This window comes from Methylobacterium sp. GXF4, assembly GCF_000272495.1.
GTDB classification, from domain to species: Bacteria; Pseudomonadota; Alphaproteobacteria; order Rhizobiales; family Beijerinckiaceae; genus Methylobacterium; species Methylobacterium brachiatum.
Window position 1 is genome coordinate 1 of record NZ_AKFK01000022.1, and the last position, 17,083, is coordinate 17,083.

At 71.3% G+C, this 17,083-nt stretch carries 21 protein-coding genes; 10 read left to right on the plus strand and 11 right to left on the minus strand.

Features of this window, described 5'->3' with window-relative positions; all coding sequences use genetic code 11:
* The 4 genes from WYO_RS32015 to WYO_RS03425 all read left to right on the plus strand — a co-directional run.
* Nucleotides 1-221, plus strand: a 221-nt coding sequence (locus tag WYO_RS32015) for a hypothetical protein (RefSeq protein ID WP_210160729.1), incomplete at its 5' end; no start/stop codon positions are given.
* Nucleotides 222-288: 67 nt separating this feature from the next.
* Nucleotides 289-522, plus strand: a complete 234-nt coding sequence (locus WYO_RS03415; RefSeq protein ID WP_007559087.1) for a hypothetical protein — start codon at nt 289-291, stop codon at nt 520-522.
* A 62-nt stretch (nt 523-584) separates the two neighbouring features.
* A complete protein-coding gene (gene mazG, locus WYO_RS03420) occupies nt 585-1,454 on the plus strand; it encodes a nucleoside triphosphate pyrophosphohydrolase (protein ID WP_007559089.1) in 870 nt (289 codons plus the stop codon).
* Between the two features lie 77 nt (nt 1,455-1,531).
* On the plus strand, nt 1,532-1,855 hold the full coding sequence (locus WYO_RS03425; protein WP_007559091.1) for a hypothetical protein: 324 nt from the start codon (nt 1,532-1,534) through the stop codon (nt 1,853-1,855).
* Nucleotides 1,856-1,960: 105 nt separating this feature from the next.
* On the opposite strand, the gene WYO_RS03430 is transcribed toward WYO_RS03425, so the two are convergent.
* The 6 genes from WYO_RS03430 to pabB form a co-directional block, all read right to left on the minus strand.
* Nucleotides 1,961-2,503, minus strand: a complete 543-nt coding sequence (locus WYO_RS03430) for a ferritin-like domain-containing protein (protein WP_007559093.1) — start codon at nt 2,501-2,503, stop codon at nt 1,961-1,963.
* Nucleotides 2,504-2,631: 128 nt separating this feature from the next.
* A complete protein-coding gene (locus tag WYO_RS03435) occupies nt 2,632-2,826 on the minus strand; it encodes a hypothetical protein (protein WP_007559095.1) in 195 nt (64 codons plus the stop codon).
* A 215-nt stretch (nt 2,827-3,041) separates the two neighbouring features.
* On the minus strand, nt 3,042-3,452 hold the full coding sequence (locus WYO_RS03440) for a DoxX family protein (RefSeq protein WP_007559097.1): 411 nt from the start codon (nt 3,450-3,452) through the stop codon (nt 3,042-3,044).
* The gene (locus WYO_RS03445) at nt 3,449-4,312 is read right to left on the minus strand and encodes an aminotransferase class IV (protein WP_007559099.1); all 864 of its coding nucleotides are present in this window, start codon (nt 4,310-4,312) and stop codon (nt 3,449-3,451) included. Before WYO_RS03445 ends, WYO_RS03440 begins: the two co-directional genes overlap by 4 nt.
* Complete coding sequence (locus WYO_RS03450; RefSeq protein ID WP_007559100.1) at nt 4,299-4,922, minus strand: aminodeoxychorismate/anthranilate synthase component II; 624 nt, start codon at nt 4,920-4,922, stop codon at nt 4,299-4,301. Before WYO_RS03450 ends, WYO_RS03445 begins: the two co-directional genes overlap by 14 nt.
* Nucleotides 4,919-6,325, minus strand: coding sequence for an aminodeoxychorismate synthase component I (gene pabB, locus WYO_RS03455; RefSeq protein ID WP_244424038.1), 1,407 nt, complete (start codon nt 6,323-6,325; stop codon nt 4,919-4,921). Before pabB ends, WYO_RS03450 begins: the two co-directional genes overlap by 4 nt.
* 379 nt (nt 6,326-6,704) lie before the next feature.
* On the opposite strand from pabB, the gene rimO reads away from it, so the two are divergent.
* From rimO to WYO_RS03470, 3 genes are all read left to right on the plus strand, one after another.
* On the plus strand, nt 6,705-8,057 hold the full coding sequence (rimO, locus tag WYO_RS03460) for a 30S ribosomal protein S12 methylthiotransferase RimO (RefSeq protein ID WP_007559104.1): 1,353 nt from the start codon (nt 6,705-6,707) through the stop codon (nt 8,055-8,057).
* A gap of 267 nt (nt 8,058-8,324) precedes the next feature.
* Nucleotides 8,325-9,407, plus strand: coding sequence for a DNA polymerase IV (gene dinB, locus WYO_RS03465; RefSeq protein WP_007559106.1), 1,083 nt, complete (start codon nt 8,325-8,327; stop codon nt 9,405-9,407).
* 245 nt (nt 9,408-9,652) lie between these two features.
* On the plus strand, nt 9,653-9,904 hold the full coding sequence (locus WYO_RS03470; protein ID WP_007559108.1) for a hypothetical protein: 252 nt from the start codon (nt 9,653-9,655) through the stop codon (nt 9,902-9,904).
* Between the two features lie 40 nt (nt 9,905-9,944).
* Here WYO_RS03470 and WYO_RS03475 read toward each other — a convergent pair whose 3' ends face one another.
* The 3 genes from WYO_RS03475 to WYO_RS03485 all read right to left on the minus strand — a co-directional run bounded on the left by WYO_RS03475 (nt 9,945) and on the right by WYO_RS03485 (nt 11,840).
* Nucleotides 9,945-10,145: a hypothetical protein gene (locus WYO_RS03475; protein WP_007559109.1), complete on the minus strand. Its 201-nt coding sequence runs from the start codon at nt 10,143-10,145 to the stop codon at nt 9,945-9,947.
* A gap of 94 nt (nt 10,146-10,239) precedes the next feature.
* Nucleotides 10,240-10,866: a bifunctional nicotinamidase/pyrazinamidase gene (gene pncA, locus WYO_RS03480; RefSeq protein ID WP_007559110.1), complete on the minus strand. Its 627-nt coding sequence runs from the start codon at nt 10,864-10,866 to the stop codon at nt 10,240-10,242.
* Nucleotides 10,863-11,840: a quinone oxidoreductase gene (locus WYO_RS03485; RefSeq protein ID WP_007559112.1), complete on the minus strand. Its 978-nt coding sequence runs from the start codon at nt 11,838-11,840 to the stop codon at nt 10,863-10,865. Before WYO_RS03485 ends, pncA begins: the two co-directional genes overlap by 4 nt.
* 191 nt (nt 11,841-12,031) lie before the next feature.
* On the opposite strand from WYO_RS03485, the gene WYO_RS03490 reads away from it, so the two are divergent.
* Both WYO_RS03490 and WYO_RS03495 read left to right on the plus strand, forming a co-directional pair.
* A complete protein-coding gene (locus WYO_RS03490) occupies nt 12,032-12,328 on the plus strand; it encodes a succinate dehydrogenase assembly factor 2 (protein ID WP_007559114.1) in 297 nt (98 codons plus the stop codon).
* Between the two features lie 15 nt (nt 12,329-12,343).
* On the plus strand, nt 12,344-12,574 hold the full coding sequence (locus tag WYO_RS03495; protein WP_007559116.1) for a hypothetical protein: 231 nt from the start codon (nt 12,344-12,346) through the stop codon (nt 12,572-12,574).
* 9 nt (nt 12,575-12,583) lie between these two features.
* On the opposite strand, the gene WYO_RS30695 is transcribed toward WYO_RS03495, so the two are convergent.
* Entirely contained in the window at nt 12,584-12,835 is a 252-nt protein-coding gene (locus WYO_RS30695) for a hypothetical protein (RefSeq protein WP_007559117.1), read from the minus strand.
* 233 nt (nt 12,836-13,068) lie between these two features.
* On the opposite strand from WYO_RS30695, the gene mfd reads away from it, so the two are divergent.
* Entirely contained in the window at nt 13,069-16,677 is a 3,609-nt protein-coding gene (gene mfd, locus WYO_RS03500) for a transcription-repair coupling factor (RefSeq protein WP_007559118.1), read from the plus strand.
* A gap of 44 nt (nt 16,678-16,721) precedes the next feature.
* Here the strand turns inward: mfd and WYO_RS03505 are convergent, their stop codons facing one another.
* Nucleotides 16,722-17,075 carry a hypothetical protein gene (locus tag WYO_RS03505; RefSeq protein WP_007559120.1) on the minus strand — a complete coding sequence of 118 codons (354 nt, stop codon included), beginning with the start codon at nt 17,073-17,075 and terminating at the stop codon, nt 16,722-16,724.
* Nucleotides 17,076-17,083: the final 8 nt, after the last annotated feature.

A 17,083-nucleotide genomic window follows, 5' to 3' on the forward strand; every position in this document is an offset into this window, starting at 1 on the left:
CAACAACCCTTTTGCCGGCATTGCGAAGACGGCTCCGGCTTGCACCGGGCGGCTGGCTCGCGATTCGGCTCGAGGAGATCGCCGACCTGCCATGCGCAGCGTCGGCAACGATCGCAGAGGTGGTGTCGGTCCTCCGGTTCCGCAAGGCCCAAACCAGGGAACCTGCCCATTATGGACGCGAGGGCGGCCGCCCTGCCCTTCCCGGAGGCGCCGATACATGAGCGCCCGCTCCGGCCGAGGCAACGCGAAGGCCGGTCGCGTCGTTGGTATCCCGATGTGAGGGCGCCCATGGCCACGATTGCGATCCTGATCGGCACGCAGGCGGGGGCGCGGCTCCTGGCCGCCACCTCGGAACGGGAGGCGGCCCTCTCGGCCGAAGCCTTCCTGCAGCGCCTGCCCGTGCGGGCATTGCCGGCGCCGCTCTGGGTCCAATGCGCCGATCCCGGCGTCACCGGTCGCCTGACCGGCTATCTCAGCGAGCTGCAGGCCGAGCGGGTGCGCGAGCGCGACGCCCGGGTCTGACCCGAGATCTAGTCGGGTCCACCGGATTCCCTTGTCCCGCATCCTGCTCTAACCCGGCGGCCATGAGTGACGCACCCGATTCAAGTCGGTCCGAGCCTCTGGCCGCCGGCGAGCCGGCCTCCCTGCGCAGGCTCCTGCGCCTGATGGCCGATCTGCGCGATCCCGAGCGCGGCTGCGCCTGGGACGTCCGGCAGACCTTCGCGACCATCGTGCCCTACACGATCGAGGAGGCCTACGAGGTCGCGGACGCGGTGGCGCGGGGCGACCGGGACGATCTGCGCGACGAGCTCGGCGACCTGCTCCTCCAGGTGGTGTTCCACGCCCGCATGGCCGAAGAGGAGGGCGCCTTCGGGTTCGACGACGTCGCCCGGGCGATCGGCGACAAGCTGGTCCGCCGCCACCCGCACGTGTTCGAGCCGGACGGGACCCCCCTCCCCGCGGGCTCGACCCTGCGCGACCCGGCGCAGGTCGAGGCGCAATGGGCGGCGATTAAGGCGCAGGAGCGGGCGGCCCGGGATCCCGGTGCCGCCGAACCGGATCCGCTGGGCGGCGTCGCCCGCGCCCTGCCGGCTCTGGCCCGGGCGGAGAAGATCTCCCGCCGGGCGGCGGCCTACGGGTTCGACTGGGGGAACGCCGCCCAGGTGATCGACAAGGTCCGGGAGGAGACCGACGAGGTCGCCGAGGCCCTGGCGGCCGGCGACCCGCAGGCCCTGTCGGAAGAGATCGGCGACCTGCTGTTCTCGGTGGCCAACCTCGCCCGGCATGCCGGGATCGATCCCGAGACCGCCCTGCGCGACGGCACCGCCAAGTTCGAGCGCCGCTTCGCCGCCATGGCGGCGCATCTGAAGGCCGCGGGCGGGGAACTCGGGCGCTCGGATCTCGCCGCCATGGAGGCGGCCTGGCAGGCGGCGAAGCGGGACGAGACGGCGTAGCGGGCGCGGCTTTCGCCCGCATGGCACGCCCGGACGTGAGGGGTCGACAGGTGGCGCGTCGCGCTTATCCTTCGGCCATGCGCATCCTCCTGCCCGCCCTCGCCGTCCTCGCCGCGACCCTCGCCCTCCCCGTCCGAGCCGAGACGATCGTCAAGGAACGGTTCGGCTGCCACACCCAGGAGGTCACCGACCGCCTGTTTAAGCTGGTCATGGCCGGCGATGAATCGGGCTTCGGCCAGCTCCTGAACGGCAGCTTGGCCAGCGGCGAGTGCCGGACGTGGAAGCCCGGCGAGCAGGTCCGGCTCGAGACCCGGACGATGACCTACGGGTGCCTCGCCCTGACGAGCGGGCAGGATCGCTGTTACTGGACGCCGCTCAGCGCCATCGAGGCGGCGAAGTAGGATCTCGGGGCTCCGCCCCGGACCCCGCCAAAGGGCTGCGCCCTCTGGGATCCCGGATCTCCGAGAGGGCGGAGGAGCGGGGCCCCTCCTCCGCCGCAGCCGTGCTCAGGCCGCCTTCTTGGGGCCCTTGGCCTTCGGGGCCTCGGCGTCGTCGTCCGCCGGGGTGCCCTCGGCGTTGATCGTCTCGGCGATCTTGGACAGCAGCGCGTCGGTCTTCTTCTCCTCCTGAAGGGTCTCGTCGAGGAGCTTGGCGGCCTCCTCGTGGCCGAGCTGGCGGGCCCAGGTCTTCAGGGTGCCGTAGCGGGCGATCTCGTAATGCTCCACCGCCTGGGCGCAGGCGGCCAGCACCGCGTCGGCGGCCGGGCTGTCGGCGAAATCCTCCAGATCCTCCTCCATCTCCGAGGTGATGCCCTGCATCGCCTCGCAGGTCTTGGCACGGGCGGGCTTGCCGATGATCTCGAACACCTGGGTCAGGCGCTCGACCTGTTGGGCGCTCTCCTCGGCATGGGTCTCGAAGGCCTGGCGCAGCTCCGGGTGCTCGGCCGCCTTGGCGGACTTCTTGAGCGCCTTCACGGATTGCTTCTCGGCATAATAGACGTCCTTCAGGGTCTCGTAGAAGGCGTCGTGCAGCGTCTTCGGCTTGGCCATGGCGGTCTATCTCCGATACGGGCCGCATTCGGGAACGCGGCTTCCGGACGGGGAACGCCGGTCGGGCCCGACGGGTCCGGGCGAAATCTTCGCCCTGTGGAGGAACCTTTCGGGCCGGCCGGGGCCGCTCAGTCGCCCTTCCGGCCCGGGCCCGATCCCCGCGGGCCCTCGGCCTTCGGTGCCCGCGATGCGGGCGCACCCGCCGGCTTGGGCCGCAGGCGGTCGAGGACGGCCTCGATGGCGCGCTCGACCTCGGCCTGCTCCGGCAGCGTGTCGGCGATCGGGGTCGTGCGGCCGGCCGCGCGGCGCTTCGTCATGTCCATCGCCCGTATCGGGGCCGGGCGACGCGTTGTTCCAGCGCGTGCGGCGGCCGCGCCACAGTCTATCCGCGGCGATCCCAGGATCAAAGCCTGCCGTGAGCCAGAGATCCCGGGATCCTGTGATCACGGTTTCTCAGGCATTGCTGGCCGGCGCGGCCGCCGTCCCGTCCGGGGCCGCGCGAATGCCGGATCGTCTGCGCGCTCGACCGACTGTCGCCTCAGCGGCGGCGGACCGGCCAGTCGATCACGCCGCCGGCCCAGAGCGCCGCCCAGACGAAGACCGGCTGAAACGCCAGCCTTGGGCCGTGGTACCACCAGGAATCCGGGATGCCGTCGACATGGACGGCGTCGAAGGCGTGCTTGAGGTTGGCCGGGTAGACGCAGACCGCGTAGAGGGCGAGCCCGATCGCGGCCGCCCGGCGCAGCGACCGGGTCAGGAGCCCGATCGCCCCGGCGATCTCGCACAGGCCGGTGGCCAGGATCACCAGGCGCGGCGCCGGCACCCAATCCGGCATCAGCGGCAGCATCGCGTCCGCGGCCACGAGGTGGACGATCCCGATGCCGGCATAGATGAGGGCCAGGGCGTAGCGCAGCCGGCGGCGCCAGGTCTCGGATGTCGGCCCGGTCATCCGACCCGGTCTTCCGCGACCCCGCAGGCGCGGGCGATTGCGCTTCGCAGCGCCGCACTCAGCCGGGCCACGGCCGGGTGGTTCGGGCTGGCGAAGGCGGTGGCGCCGATCGCCGTCACGGGGGCGAGGAGCCGCAGGGAGTTCGTGAGGAACACCGCCTCCGCGCCGAGGAACTCGGGCAGGGACAGGGACTCTTCCTCCGCGCGCAAGCCGCACGCCCCGGCGAGCCCCAGCACCTCCGCGCGCACGATCCCGGCGAGCACGCCGTCGGCGAGCGGCGGCGTGACCAGCCGGTCGCCGAACAGCGCGAAGACATTGCCGGTGCCCGCGCAGGCGACGCGGCCTCTCGTGTTGCAGAACAGGGATTCGTCGAAGCCCGACGCGGCGGCCTCCCCGGCGGCCAGCACCGCGTCGAGATAGCCGAGCGTCTTCAGCCGGACGGCGGGCGAGGTGTCGTTGCGGGCGATCCCGGTCGGCCACAGCCGCAGGGGCGCGAAGGCCGCGCCCTTGGCGCTCGGCGCCGCGGTGGCGAACAGGGTCGGCTGCGGATCCGCCGGGGGCTTCAGCCCGCGCGGACCGGAGCCCCGGGTGAGGGTGGTGCGGATCGCCAACCGGTCCGCCTCCCCCCTGCCCTGTCCAGCGAGCGCCCGCATGGCCGCACGGATTCTGTCCGCCTCGGCGGGGATCCCGAGGGTCTCCGCCCCGGCGACGAGCCGGGCGATATGGGCCTCCTCGAAGGCCACCCGGCCGCCCAGCGCCAGCGCCGTGTCGAACAGGCCGTCGCCCAGGGTCAGGCCGCGATCGGTGTGGTCCAGGGGCGCCCGTGTTCCCGGGACGATCGTCCCGTCACGCCACAGCATCGTCGCGCCCGTCCTGATGGCCGTGCTCGTCGCGCCAGGCGCGGGCGAGGCTCAAAAAGTTGGCGAACAGGGCGTGGCCGCCCTCGGTCAGCACCGATTCCGGGTGGAACTGGATGCCGTAGGTCGGGTGGGTCCGGTGCGAGAGCGCCATCACCTCGCCCTCCTGCGAGACCGCGTCGACCGAGAGATGCTTGTCCATGTCGGGGCCGGGGGTGACCACCAGGGAGTGGTAGCGGCCCACGGGCATCGGCGCCGGAAGTCCGGAGAACAGCCGCTCGCCCCGGTGCTCGATCGGGGTCGCCTGACCGTGCAGGGGGCGCTGCGCCCGCGCGACCGTGCCGCCGAAGGCCGCGCCGATCGCCTGGTGGCCGAGGCAGACGCCGAGGATCGGCACCTCGCCGGACAGGTCGCGGATCGCCGGCAGGGAGATGCCGGCCTCCGCGGGGGTGCAGGGGCCCGGCGACACCACCAGGGCGTCGGGGGCGAGCGCCCGGATGCCGGCGACGTCGAGCGCGTCGCTGCGCACGACCCGGACCGTCTCGCCCAGCTCCTCCAGGTAGCGGACGACGTTGAAGACGAAGGAATCGTAATTGTCGAGGACGAGGATCATGCGAAGGCCTCGAACACCCGGGCGGCCTTGGCCAGGGTCTCGTCGTATTCCGGGCCGGGCTCCGACAGCAGGGTCACGCCGCCGCCCGCCTGCAGGACGGCCTGGCTGTCGTCCATGAACACGGTGCGGATCGCGATCGAGGTGTCGAGCGCGCCGTCGAAGCCGATCCGCCCGATGGCGCCGCAATAGAGTTCCCGGGCATCGCCCTCGATCTCGGTGATGATGTCCATGGCGCGGATCTTCGGGGCCCCGGTGATCGAGCCCCCCGGGAAGGTGCCCTCCAGGAGGTCGAGGGCGTCGAGCCCGTCGCGCAGCGTCCCGGTCACCACCGAGACGAGGTGGTGGACGTTGGCGTAGGTCTCGAGGCCGCACAGGGTGGGCACGGCGACGCTGCCCGGCGCGCAGACCCGGGACAGGTCGTTGCGCAAGAGGTCGACGATCATGACGTTCTCGGCCCGCTCCTTGACCGAGGCCAGGAGCGCCTCGGCCGCCGCCCGGTCGGCTTCCGGATCGTCGAGCCGGCGGGCTGTGCCCTTGATCGGCCGGGTCTCGACGTGCCGGCCATCGAGCCGGATGAAACGCTCCGGCGAGGACGACGCGACGGTCAGCCCTTCGAGTTCCAGATAGGCCCCGAAGGTCGCTGGATTGGTGGCGCGCAGGCGTCGGTAGAGCGCGAACGGGTCGAAACCCGCCGGCAGGTCGGCGCTGAAGCGCTGGGCGATGTTGGCCTGGTAGATGTCGCCGGCCCGGATATAGGCGCGGACCTTTTCGACAGCCCGTTCATAGGTTTGCCGGTCGAAGTTCGAGCGCCACACGAGGTCTTTTGCGGCCCGGGGCGGGGCTTCTTCCGGCGGGATCTCGGTGCCGAGCCGGTCGGCGAAGGCGGCGAGCCGCGCCTCGGCCCGCGCCTGCCGGGCCGCCGGCTCGGTCTCGGGGAAGCCGGTGGCGACGAGCCGGCAGGTGCCGGCGGCGTGGTCGATCACCAGCACCGTGTCGTAGAGATTGACGGCGATGTCGTCGGTGAGCCCCGCCCGCCGGGCAGGGGCCGCGACCCGCTCGAGCTGCGCCCCGAGATCGTAGGCGAGATAGCCGATGGCGCCACCCGGGAACGGGTTTTTTGGATCGGGCTCGACCCGGTAGGGCGCCAGGCAGGCCCGCAAAGCCGCGAACGGCCCGCCCTCGACCGGGCGCCCGTCCAAGGTCGCGCGCCCGTCGCGAAACCGGAAGCGCGCGAACGGGTCGGCGGCCACGATCGAGTGCCGGCCGAGCGCGTCGTGCCGCATGGCGCTGTCGAGGAAGGCGAGATCCGGCAGGGACCGCAACTGGGCGGCCGCCGCGACGGGATCGATGACGGGGATCTCTCGGGTCCAGATCTCTTGGGTCCAGATCGCTTGGGTCCACATGACCGGGTTCGGGCTCATGTCCTGAGGGCACGCGCCCCGCGCGCTGCCGTTGCACAGGCGATGCCGCGGGGAAAGCGGCAGTTCCGCGCAAGGCCGCGCCCGTCGAGGGCGGTCGGGACCCGTCCCGGGCGTGGGAGAAGGCCGGCAGGACCTGATGTGGGATCTCAGGAGCCGCCGGCAAAGCCCTGCAAACAGCCAAGTTTCGATCGTGGCGCCAGCCTCCCGCACCGGGCCGGGCACCCCTGCGGCGGCCGGTCTCGCGCGAGCGCGTTAGAACCGCTATAGGGCGCGATCCCGAACGCCCATCCGCGCGCTCCGTGCGACCCGATCCACCGGCTGCACGCGAGGGTGGCGTCCGCCCCGTCTTCCGAATGCGACCATGACCGCAACCGCCACGCCCGCACCTCAGGGAGCTACCCCCGGGGCCGCCCCCAAAATCTCGTTCGTGTCGCTGGGCTGCCCCAAGGCGCTGGTCGATTCCGAGCGGATCCTCACGCATCTGCGCGCCGAGGGCTACGAGCTGGCCCGCCGCCACGACGGGGCGGATGTGGTGATCGTCAACACCTGCGGGTTCCTGGATTCGGCCAAGGCGGAATCGCTCTCGGCGATCGGCGAGGCCATGGCCGAGAACGGCCGGGTGATCGTCACCGGCTGCATGGGCGCGCAGCCCGAGGAGATCCGCGAAAAGTATCCCGATTTGCTCGCGGTCACCGGGCCGCAGGCCTACGAATCCGTGCTGGCGGCGGTCCACGAGGCGGTGCCCCCGGCCCACGACCCGTTCCTCGATCTGGTGCCGCCGCAGGGGATCAAGCTCACCCCGCGCCACTACGCCTACCTGAAGATCTCGGAAGGGTGCAGCAACCGCTGCAGCTTCTGCATCATCCCGTCCCTGCGCGGGAACCTCGTCAGCCGCCCGGCCGGCGACGTGCTGCGCGAGGCGGAAAAACTGGTCAAAGCCGGCGTCAAGGAGCTCCTGGTCGTCTCGCAGGACACCAGCGCCTACGGCGTCGATGTCCGCTACAGTGAGAGCCCGTGGCGCGACCGGAGCGTGCGGGCGAAGTTCTACGACCTGACCAAGGAGCTTGGCGAACTCGGGGCCTGGGTGCGGCTGCACTACGTCTATCCCTACCCGCACGTGGACGAGGTCATCCCGCTGATGGCCGAGGGCAAGGTCCTTCCCTATCTCGACATGCCGCTCCAGCACGCCAGCCCCTCCGTGCTCAAGCGGATGCGCCGGCCCGGCAACCAGGAGCGCCAGCTCGACCGGATCCGCAGCTGGCGGCAGACCTGCCCGGACCTCGCCATCCGCTCGACCTTCATCGTCGGCTTCCCCGGCGAGACCGAGGCCGAGTTCGAGGAACTGCTGTCCTGGCTGCAGGAGGCCAAGCTCGATCGCGTCGGCTGCTTCGAATACGAGCCGGTGGCCGGCGCCACCGCCAACGCGCTGGGCGACCTCGTGCCGCCGGAGCTGAAGGCCGAGCGCAAGCGCCGGTTCATGGAGACGCAGAACGCGATCTCGCTCCGGCTTCAGCGGGCCAAGGTCGGCAAGCGGCTGGCCATGATCGTCGATTCCGTCGAGGGCGGGATCGCCAAGGGCCGGTCGAAGGCCGACGCCCCCGAGATCGACGGCACCGTCCACGCCGCCTTCCGGCGCCCGGTGCGCCCCGGCGACATCGTCACGGTGAAGATCGACCGGGCCGACGCCTACGACCTCTACGGCAGCGTGACCTGAGGCGGCCCGCCGCCCGCGCGGGATCGGACGAGCCTCCGACCCACTCCCTCATCCTGAGGTGCCGCAGCGCAGCGGAGGCCTCGAAGGAGGCTCCAGCCGGCCGCGCGATCCCTGGAAGCCTCCTTCGAGGCCGCCGACGCGGCACCTCAGGATGAGGGGGGTGAGGCGGATATCCCTGTTGAGGTGCGCGCGACCCGCCTTGACCCCGCCGCCCCGCCGCGCTCTTTCGGAACAGACCAAGAACTCGAGCCGGACCCCGAGGCGGCGATGGATCCGGAGGTCGCCCTCCGCAAGATCATCCATATCGACATGGACGCGTTCTACGCCTCCGTGGAGCAGCGCGACGATCCCGCCCTGCGCGGGCTGCCGCTCGCCGTGGGCGGCTCCCGGGAGCGGGGCGTGGTGATGGCCGCGAGCTACGAGGCGCGCCGGTTCGGCGTGCGCTCGGCCATGCCGTCGGCCACCGCCCGGCGGCTCTGCCCGGACCTGCTGTTCGTGAAGCCGCGCTTCGAGGTCTACCGGGCGGTCTCGGAAGAGATCCGGGCGGTGTTCGCCCGGCACACGCCGGTGATCGAGCCCGTGGCCCTGGACGAGGCCTATCTCGACGTCACCGAGAATCTCCTGGGCCTTCCCACGGCGACGGCCGTCGCCAAGGCGATCCGGGCCGAGATCCTGGAGCGCACCGGCCTCGTCGCCTCCGCCGGGGTCTCGTACAACAAGTTCCTGGCCAAGGTCGCCTCCGACTACCGCAAGCCCGACGCCTTGTTCGTGATCACGCCGGCCATGGGGCCGGATTTCGTCGCCGCCCTGCCGATCGGCCGGTTCCACGGGGTCGGGCCGGTCACCGAGGCGAAGATGAAGCGGCTCGGCATCGAGACCGGGGCGGATCTGCGCGCCTGGGATCCGGACCGGCTGCGCGAGGCCTTCGGGTCGGCCGGGGCCTATTACCACGCGGTCGCCCGCGGGCTCGACATGCGGCCGGTGCGCGCACACCGGGTGCGCAAGTCGATCGGGGCGGAGACCACCTTCTCGGAGGATACGGCCGCCTTCGAAATCCTGGCGGCGCGGCTCGCGCCCCTGTTCGACAAGGTCTGGGCCGGGGCGGATGCCAAGGGGATGCGGGCCCGGACCGTGACCCTGAAGCTCAAATTCTCGGATTTCGCGCAGGTCACCCGGGCGAAGTCGCTCTCCGTCCCGGTGGCCGACCGGGCCGCCCTCGAGCGGATCGGCCTGGACCTGCTCGCCGGCCTGTTTCCCCTCAGGCGCAGCGCCCGGCTGATCGGGATCGCGCTCTCGGGCTTCGAGCAGGGGGAGAAAGAAGAGCCGCTGCAGCTCGGGCTGGGGCTCTAGGCGCGCGTCCGGGCGGCCGGGACCGGACCGATGCGCCGGGTTCCCGGTGTCGCATCCTCCTTTTTCCCGAGGGCCGGACACCACCTTTCGGAATGATGCTCCGATCCGTCGCAGGCGCACCATGGTGCGCTGCCGCGTCCATTGTGCGGTGCCACACGTCGGCTGCGGCTCGGCAACCACAGATGGGGGTCATCCCGTGCTGTCGAGGATCGCCCGAACCGCGCCCACATCAAAGGATCCGCCCCATGTCGAAGCCCTTCTCCCTGGCCCTGGCGGCCGCTCTGCTGCTGGGCGTGCCGGCGGGCGCCGCCCGCGCCGACAACACCGCGTCGTTCGGGGCCGCCAACGCCGCCCTCCTGCGGGGCTACACCGCGAGCCCTCCGCAGCTCTACGTTTCATCGGGCAGCCCGGGCTACGGCTTCCTCAGCGACGGGACCGCCCCCACCGATGCGATCACCGCGCCGCAGCGGTCGAGGGCGCCGGCCCGCGCCCGCTGACACGAAGCGGCCCGGGCCAAGCAGGCCCGGGCTTCCTGGATCAGGCGTTCTTGCGCGGGCGATGGTTCGGGTCGATGCCGCCGTCCGGCTTGGTCTCGTTCTCGACGTCGCCCTCGAAGGTCGAATCCGCCTCCAGGTCTTCCGGGTCGGCGCCGCTCATGCCCTTGGACGTGCCGATGCCGGGATTGCCCTTGAGGTCGGCGTCGGTCGGGGTCTCGGTCTTCGGGTGCTTGGATGACATCGCCTGACTCCTGTCGGGTTCCGGAGCCGGGCCAACGCGTCGGGCTCCGGGCGGTCGCCCGCCGCGCATGCGGCGGTTCGCCTCCCGCGGGCGTTCAGGCGATCGCGTCGGAGCCGATCCGGCGCACGCCGGCCGCCGTCATCCGGGCCCAGGCCGCTTCGACCGACCCGTCGAGGTCGATCCCGCGCACCGCATCCGCCACCACCCAGACGTCGAAACCCGCCGCGCGGGCATCGAGCGCGCTCCAGAGCACGCAGAAATCGGTGGCGAGGCCGCACAGGACGACGCGGGAGATGCCGCGCTCGGTGAGCGCGCCGGCCAGCCCGGTGTGGGTGGTGCGGTCGGCTTCGAGAAACGCCGAGTAGCTGTCGACGCGCGGGTCCAGGCCCTTGCGGACCACCAGGCTCGCCCGGTCGGTGGCCAGCCCCGGCGCGAAGCCCGCGCCCGGGCTGCCCTGGACGCAGTGCCGGGGCCACAGAACCTGCGGGCCGTAGGGCAGCGCCACCGTCTCGAACGGGGCCCGCCCGGGATGGGTGTCCGCGAAGGAGACGTGGTTGGCCGGATGCCAGTCCTGCATCAGCGCCACGTGCCGGAAACGGTGCTGGAGCGCGTTGACCGGCCCGATCACCGCGTCCCCGTCCGGGACGGGGAGGGCCCCGCCCGGCAGGAAATCGACCTGCACGTCGATGACGAGGAGCAGGTCGGCAGCGCCGGGTGTCACGGCAGCATCACGATCGAGCCGGTGGTCTCCCGGCCGGCCAGGTCCCGGTGCACCTGCTGCGCCTCGGCGAGCGGGTAGGTCGCGTTGACGGCGATCTTCACGGCGCCGTCGCCGACCACCTTGAACAGGCGGGCGGCCGCCTCCTCCAGGGTGGCGCGGTTGGACGAGAAGGTCGCCAGCGTCGGCCGGGTCACGTAGAGCGAGCCGCGCGGGGCGAGCAGGCCGAGATCGAGCCCGGTGATCGGCCCGGAGGCCGAGCCGAAGCTCGCCAGCAGGCCGAGCGGCGCAAGGCTGTCGAGCGAGCCCATCAGGGTCGCCTGGCCGACGCCGTCATAGACCACGGGCACGCCCTTGCCGTCGGTCAGCTCGCGCACCCGCTTGGCGACGTCCTCCTGGCGGTACAGGATGACGTGGTCGCAGCCGTTCTGCTTGGCCAGCTCCGCCTTCTCGGGGCTGCCGGCGGTGCCGATCACCGTGGCGCCGAGATGCTTGGCCCATTGGCAGGCGATCAGGCCGACGCCGCCGGCGGCGGCGTGCCACAGGATCGTGTCGCCGGGCTTCACCGCGTAGGTCCGGTGCAGCAGGTACTCGGCGGTCAGGCCCTTGAGCATCATCGCGGCGGCGGTCTTCTCGTCGACGCCGTCGGGGATCGGCACCGCGGCGGCGGCCGGGATCACCGCCTCCTCGGCGTAGCAGCCATCCGGCACCGAGCCGTAGGCCACCCGGTCGCCGGGCTTGATGTTCGAGACCCCCTCGCCCACCGCCGAGACGGTGCCGGCGCCCTCCTTGCCGGGGGTGTAGGGCATGTGCGGCGACTTGTAGGCGCCGGTGCGGAAGTAGATGTCGATGAAGTTGACGCCGATCGCGGCTTGGCGGACCCGGATCTGCCCGGGGCCGGGCTCGGCCAGGGGCACGTCCTCGAACTTCATCACCTCGGGGCCGCCGTACTCGTAGACCCGGATCGCCTTCGGCATCGTCGTACTCCGCTCGAGCCCCGTTGCGCCGGGACGTCGCGGACTCGAGATAACGGAGCACCCGCCGGAGGCAATTGCTTTTTGCCGTTCGCCCTGCGGTTGCGGCCCGATCTGAAACCCGAATCCTGGATCCGGCGGCCCGCGCCGCCTATCTTGGTCCCGCCTATCCTCCGACCGGAAGTCGCGAACCAATGTCCGGCACCACCCGCACCAGCGCCGACCTCGATCCGCGCCGCCGCCGCCTCCTGTACCGGTCCTGGCACCGGGGCATCCGGGAGATGGACCTGATCATGGGCCGCTTCGCCGATGCCGAGATCGGGACCCTGTCGGAGGCGGAGCTCGACCAGTTCGAGGCGCTGATCGAGGTGCCCGACCGCGACCTGTTCAAGTGGCTCACCGGCGAGGCCGAGACGCCGTCGAACTACGACACGTCGGTCTGGCGCCGCGTGCGCGCGTTCCACCGGCACGACGCGCCGATTCATTCCTGAGAGCGAAAGCCCGCGATGGACGAACCCAAGCCGACCTACGACCATCCCGCCCGCTCGATCGCCACCGAGCTCGTGGTCCGCATCATGCTGGAGATGATGGAGCGCAGCGACCCGGCGCTGCGCGCCGAGATCCTGCGCCAGGCCACCGGCCGCGCCGCCGCGATGACCGAGGGCATGCCCAATGCCGACTTCTTTCGCGGCCGGGTCGAGGCCGCGCTGGCGGAGATCGTCGGGCCCGACGCGTAGGGGCGGGGCTCAGTGCCCCTTCCCGGCCGCCTGCAACGGATTCTGTCCAATCAGGTTTTCGCCTTTGAACAGGCCAGGATGTGACTCCTTGCGGGCGCGGGGGCGCGTCGCAGTCTGCAAGAGCGACAGTGCCTCAAACCTGTGTCGCTTGCTCCCAGAAGGCAACGTCGAGGCTGGCGGCCGGAACGCGCCATCGCGATGACGTTGCAGCAGCGTTCCATCCGCCAGGCGCGTGAACAAGATCGCGTCGTCCTGCGCCATGGCGGATTCCCCTGTGATCGTCCGGCGCGGTGAAAGTGCCGCGCCCCGGCAGGCGCGCGCCTCCCCGAATCGCACCGGGACACACGTTCCCCGCTGGAGCGCCGCCGCCATATAGGACATCGTCAGCCACCCCAACGCCGCCGCCGGGATGCTTTATCACGACGGCTCAATGGGCTAACGCCGGCCCGCGTCAGCCCTCCCTGTGCCCGGCGGGACTCCCCGCGAAAGACCCGATGGCCAAGCCCCAGCCGAAATCCGCCCCGAAGCCCCCTGCCCCGGCTGCAAAGCCCCAGGTCGCGCGCTTCGCGCTGCCGAAGTCGTCGGCGCTCGCGCAGGCGCTCGAGGCCCTGAAGCGCGGCGACAGCCCGGTCCTGGCGAACGCTCCGGAGGGATTCGATGCCCTGGCGGTGGCCGACCTCGCCCGGGCCCTGGCGCCCACCGTCGATGCCCCCGCGGTGCTGGTGCATGTGGCGCGCGATTCCGGGCGCTCGGCGGCGTTCCAGTCGGCGCTCGGCTTCGTCGCGCCCGAGATGGACGTGATGAACCTGCCGGCCTGGGACTGCCAGCCCTACGACCGGGTCTCGCCGACCACGGCCACGGCCGCCGCCCGGATGACCGCCTTGGCCCGCCTGGCCCGGACCCGCTCCGCCGAGGACCGCCCGCGCATCCTGTGCACCACGGTCAACGCCCTGGTGCAGCGGGTGCCGCCCCGGGGCCACATCGCCAAGGAGGCGTTCTCGGCCGCGATCGGCAACGTCGTGGCGATGGACGACGTGGTCGCCTGGGTCGAGGCCAACGGCTTCATGCGCACGGGCACGGTGCGAGATACGGGCGAGTACGCGGTGCGCGGCGGCATCCTCGACCTGTCGCCCCCCGGCCTGCCGGCGCCGATCCGCCTCGACTTCTTCGGCGACACCCTCGAATCGATCCGCGCCTTCGACCCGGAGACCCAGCGCACCACCGGGCAGCTGCGCTCCCTCGACCTGATGCCGATGAGCGAGGTCCAGCTCACCACCGAGACGATCCGGCGCTTCCGCCAGGGCTACATTCAGAGCTTCGGCGCCGCGACCCGGGACGACCGGCTCTACGAGACCGTGAGCGAGGGCCGCCGCTATGCCGGCCTCGAGCACTGGATGCCGCTGTTCTACGATCGCCTCGACACGCTGTTCGACTATCTCGGCGGCGTGCCGCTGGTGTTCGACCCGCAGGTCGAGGATGCCGCCGCCGAGCGGATCAGCCTCGTGCAGGATTACTACCAGGCCCGCGAGGGGGCGATGAAGACGCCGCAGGCCGGCGTCGCCCCCTACAAGCCGCTGCCGCCCCGCGCCCTCTACCTGACCCCGAACGAGCTGAAGGAGCGGATCGCCGCCGCCACCGTGGCGCGGCTGACCCCGTTCGCCCAGCCGGATTCGCCCGAGCGTGCCGTCATCGATTGCGGCGCCAAGGCCGGGCGCAGCTTCGCCCCGGAGCGGGCGAACGAGAGCGCCAGCGTGTTCGACGCGGCGGTGGCCCATATCCGCGACCTCCAGGGATCCGGGCATCACGTGATCCTGGGATCCTGGTCCGACGGCTCCCGCGACCGGCTCTGCGGCGTGCTAACCGACCACGGCCTGAAGAAGCCCGTGGCGATCACCCGCCTGTCGGATGTCTACGCGCTCAAGCGCGGCTCGGACGCCGCCGTGGCGGTCTGGGGCCTGGAAGCCGGCTTCACGGTGGGCGAGCTCGCCGTCGTCTCCGAGGGCGACATCCTGGGCGACCGGCTGGTGCGCCAGAAGCGCAAGGCCAAGCGGCCCCAGGACGTGATCCTGGAGGTGCAGGCGCTCCAGCCCGGCGACCTCGTGGTCCATGCCGACCACGGCATCGGCCGGTTCTCCGGCCTGAAGACGATCCACGCCGCCGGCGCCCCGCACGATTGCCTGGAGCTGAGCTACACCGGCGGCCTGCTGCTGCTGCCGGTGGAGAATATTGAGCTCCTGACCCGCTACGGCTCGGAGGATTCCGAGGTCGCCCTCGACCGGCTCGGCGGCGGCGCCTGGCAGGCCCGCAAGGCCAAGATGAAGCGCCGCATCCTCGAGATGGCGGGCGAATTGATCAAGGTCGCGGCCCAGCGCTTCGTCCGGAAGGCCCCGGTGCTCAAGGCGCCCGAGGGGCTCTACGGCGAGTTCGCCGCCCGCTTCCCGTTCGAGGAGACCGAGGACCAGGCCAACGCCATCGACGCGGTGCTGGACGACCTCAATGCCGGCCGGCCGATGGACCGGCTGGTCTGCGGCGATGTCGGCTTCGGCAAGACCGAGGTGGCTCTGCGCGCCGCCTTCGCGGCGGCCATCGCCGGCAAGCAGGTGGCGGTGATCGTGCCGACCACCCTGCTCGCCCGCCAGCATTTCCGCACCTTCGCGGAGCGCTTCAAGGGGCTGCCGGTCCAGGTCGCCCAGCTCTCCCGGTTCGTGTCGGCCGCCGACATGAAGCAGGCCCGGGCCGGGCTCGCCGACGGCACCGTCGACATCGTGGTCGGCACCCATGCGCTGCTCGCCAAGAACATCGCGTTCAAGGATCTCGGCCTGATCATCGTCGACGAGGAGCAGCATTTCGGCGTCGCCCACAAGGAGCGGCTGAAGGCACTCCAGGCGGATGTCCACGTGCTGACGCTCTCGGCGACCCCGATCCCGCGCACGCTCCAGCTCGCCATGACCGGCGTGCGCGAGCTCTCGATCATCGCCACGCCCCCGGTGGACCGGCTGGTGGTGCGCACCTTCGTGACGCCGTTCGACCCGCTGACCATCCGGGAGGCGCTGCTGCGCGAGCGCTACCGCGGCGGCCAGTCCTTCTACGTCGTGCCGCGCATCGAGGACCTGGCGGAGGTCAAGAAATTCCTCGACGCCGAGATGCCGGAGATCAAGGTCGCGATCGCCCACGGCCAGATGGCGGCGGGCCAGCTCGAGGACGTGATGACCGCCTTCTACGAGGGCAAGTTCGACGTGCTGCTCTCGACCACCATCGTGGAATCGGGCCTCGACATCCCCACCGCCAACACGCTGATCGTGCACCGGGCCGACATGTTCGGCCTGGCCCAGCTCTACCAGCTGCGCGGCCGGGTCGGCCGCTCGAAGGCGCGCGCCTACGCGCTGTTCACGACCCCGGCCAACCGCCAGCTCACCACCCAGGCCGAGCAGCGGCTCAAGGTGCTGCAGAGCCTCGACACATTGGGCGCGGGCTTCCAGCTCGCCAGCCACGACCTCGACATCCGCGGCGCCGGCAACCTTCTGGGCGACGCCCAGTCCGGCCACATCAAGGAGGTCGGCTACGAGCTCTACCAGCAGATGCTGGAGGACGCGGTCACGGCGCTCAAGGCCGGCATCGAGGACGTGCCCGAGGAGGCGTGGTCGCCGACCATCGCGCTCGGCGCCCCTGTGACCATCCCGGAGACCTACGTGGAGGATCTCGGCGCGCGGCTGGCCCTCTACCGGCGGCTCGCAACCCTCCAGGACGATGCCGAGATGGAGAGCTTCGGGGCCGAGATGATCGACCGGTTCGGGCCGCTGCCGCCGGAGGTGGAGCAGCTCCTCAAGATCGGCACGATCAAGATCCTGTGCCTCAAGGCCAATGTCGAGAAGGTCGAGGCCGGCCCGAAGGGCGTGGTCGTCCACTTCCGCGACAAGTCCTACGCCAACCCGCAGGGGCTGGTGGCGTTCGTGGCCGAGCAGGCCTCCTTCGCCAAGGTGCGGCCCGACATGAGCGTCGTGTTCGTGCGCGAGCTGACCACGATCCCGGCCCGGCTCAAGACCGCCACGGAGGTGCTGCGCAGCCTGGTGAAGATCGCCGAGCGGGTGAAGAAGGCGGCGTAAAGAACCCTCGAGAGCTCAGCCGGATCGTGAGCGCCAGGGCGTGCTTACACCGGCTTGAGCAACTCGATCGCGTCTTCAGTGAACTCGATTTGCCCGTTCCAGTAGCTGATGAGCACGTCGCGATTCAGGTCCACCCAGGCCTGCAAGCGGGCCTCGTCGGCGGGATCGAGGCGAGGGCCGTCCGTATGCCGGAAGGGCCGCACTTGATACGATCCCATCTGATCGGGCTGGACGCGCGGTCCGTCCGATACTTTCACGCGTGCGTCGTGCCGAGCGCCGGCCTTCTGCGAGATGAACACGACGAACGGTAACCCGGTGGTCTTCGAGCGCAGGTTCGCCATGCCATACGTGGCCTGTCCTTGGACCTCGGTGGCCGTGAGGAGTGTGGGGGCGTCCATGTCGACCT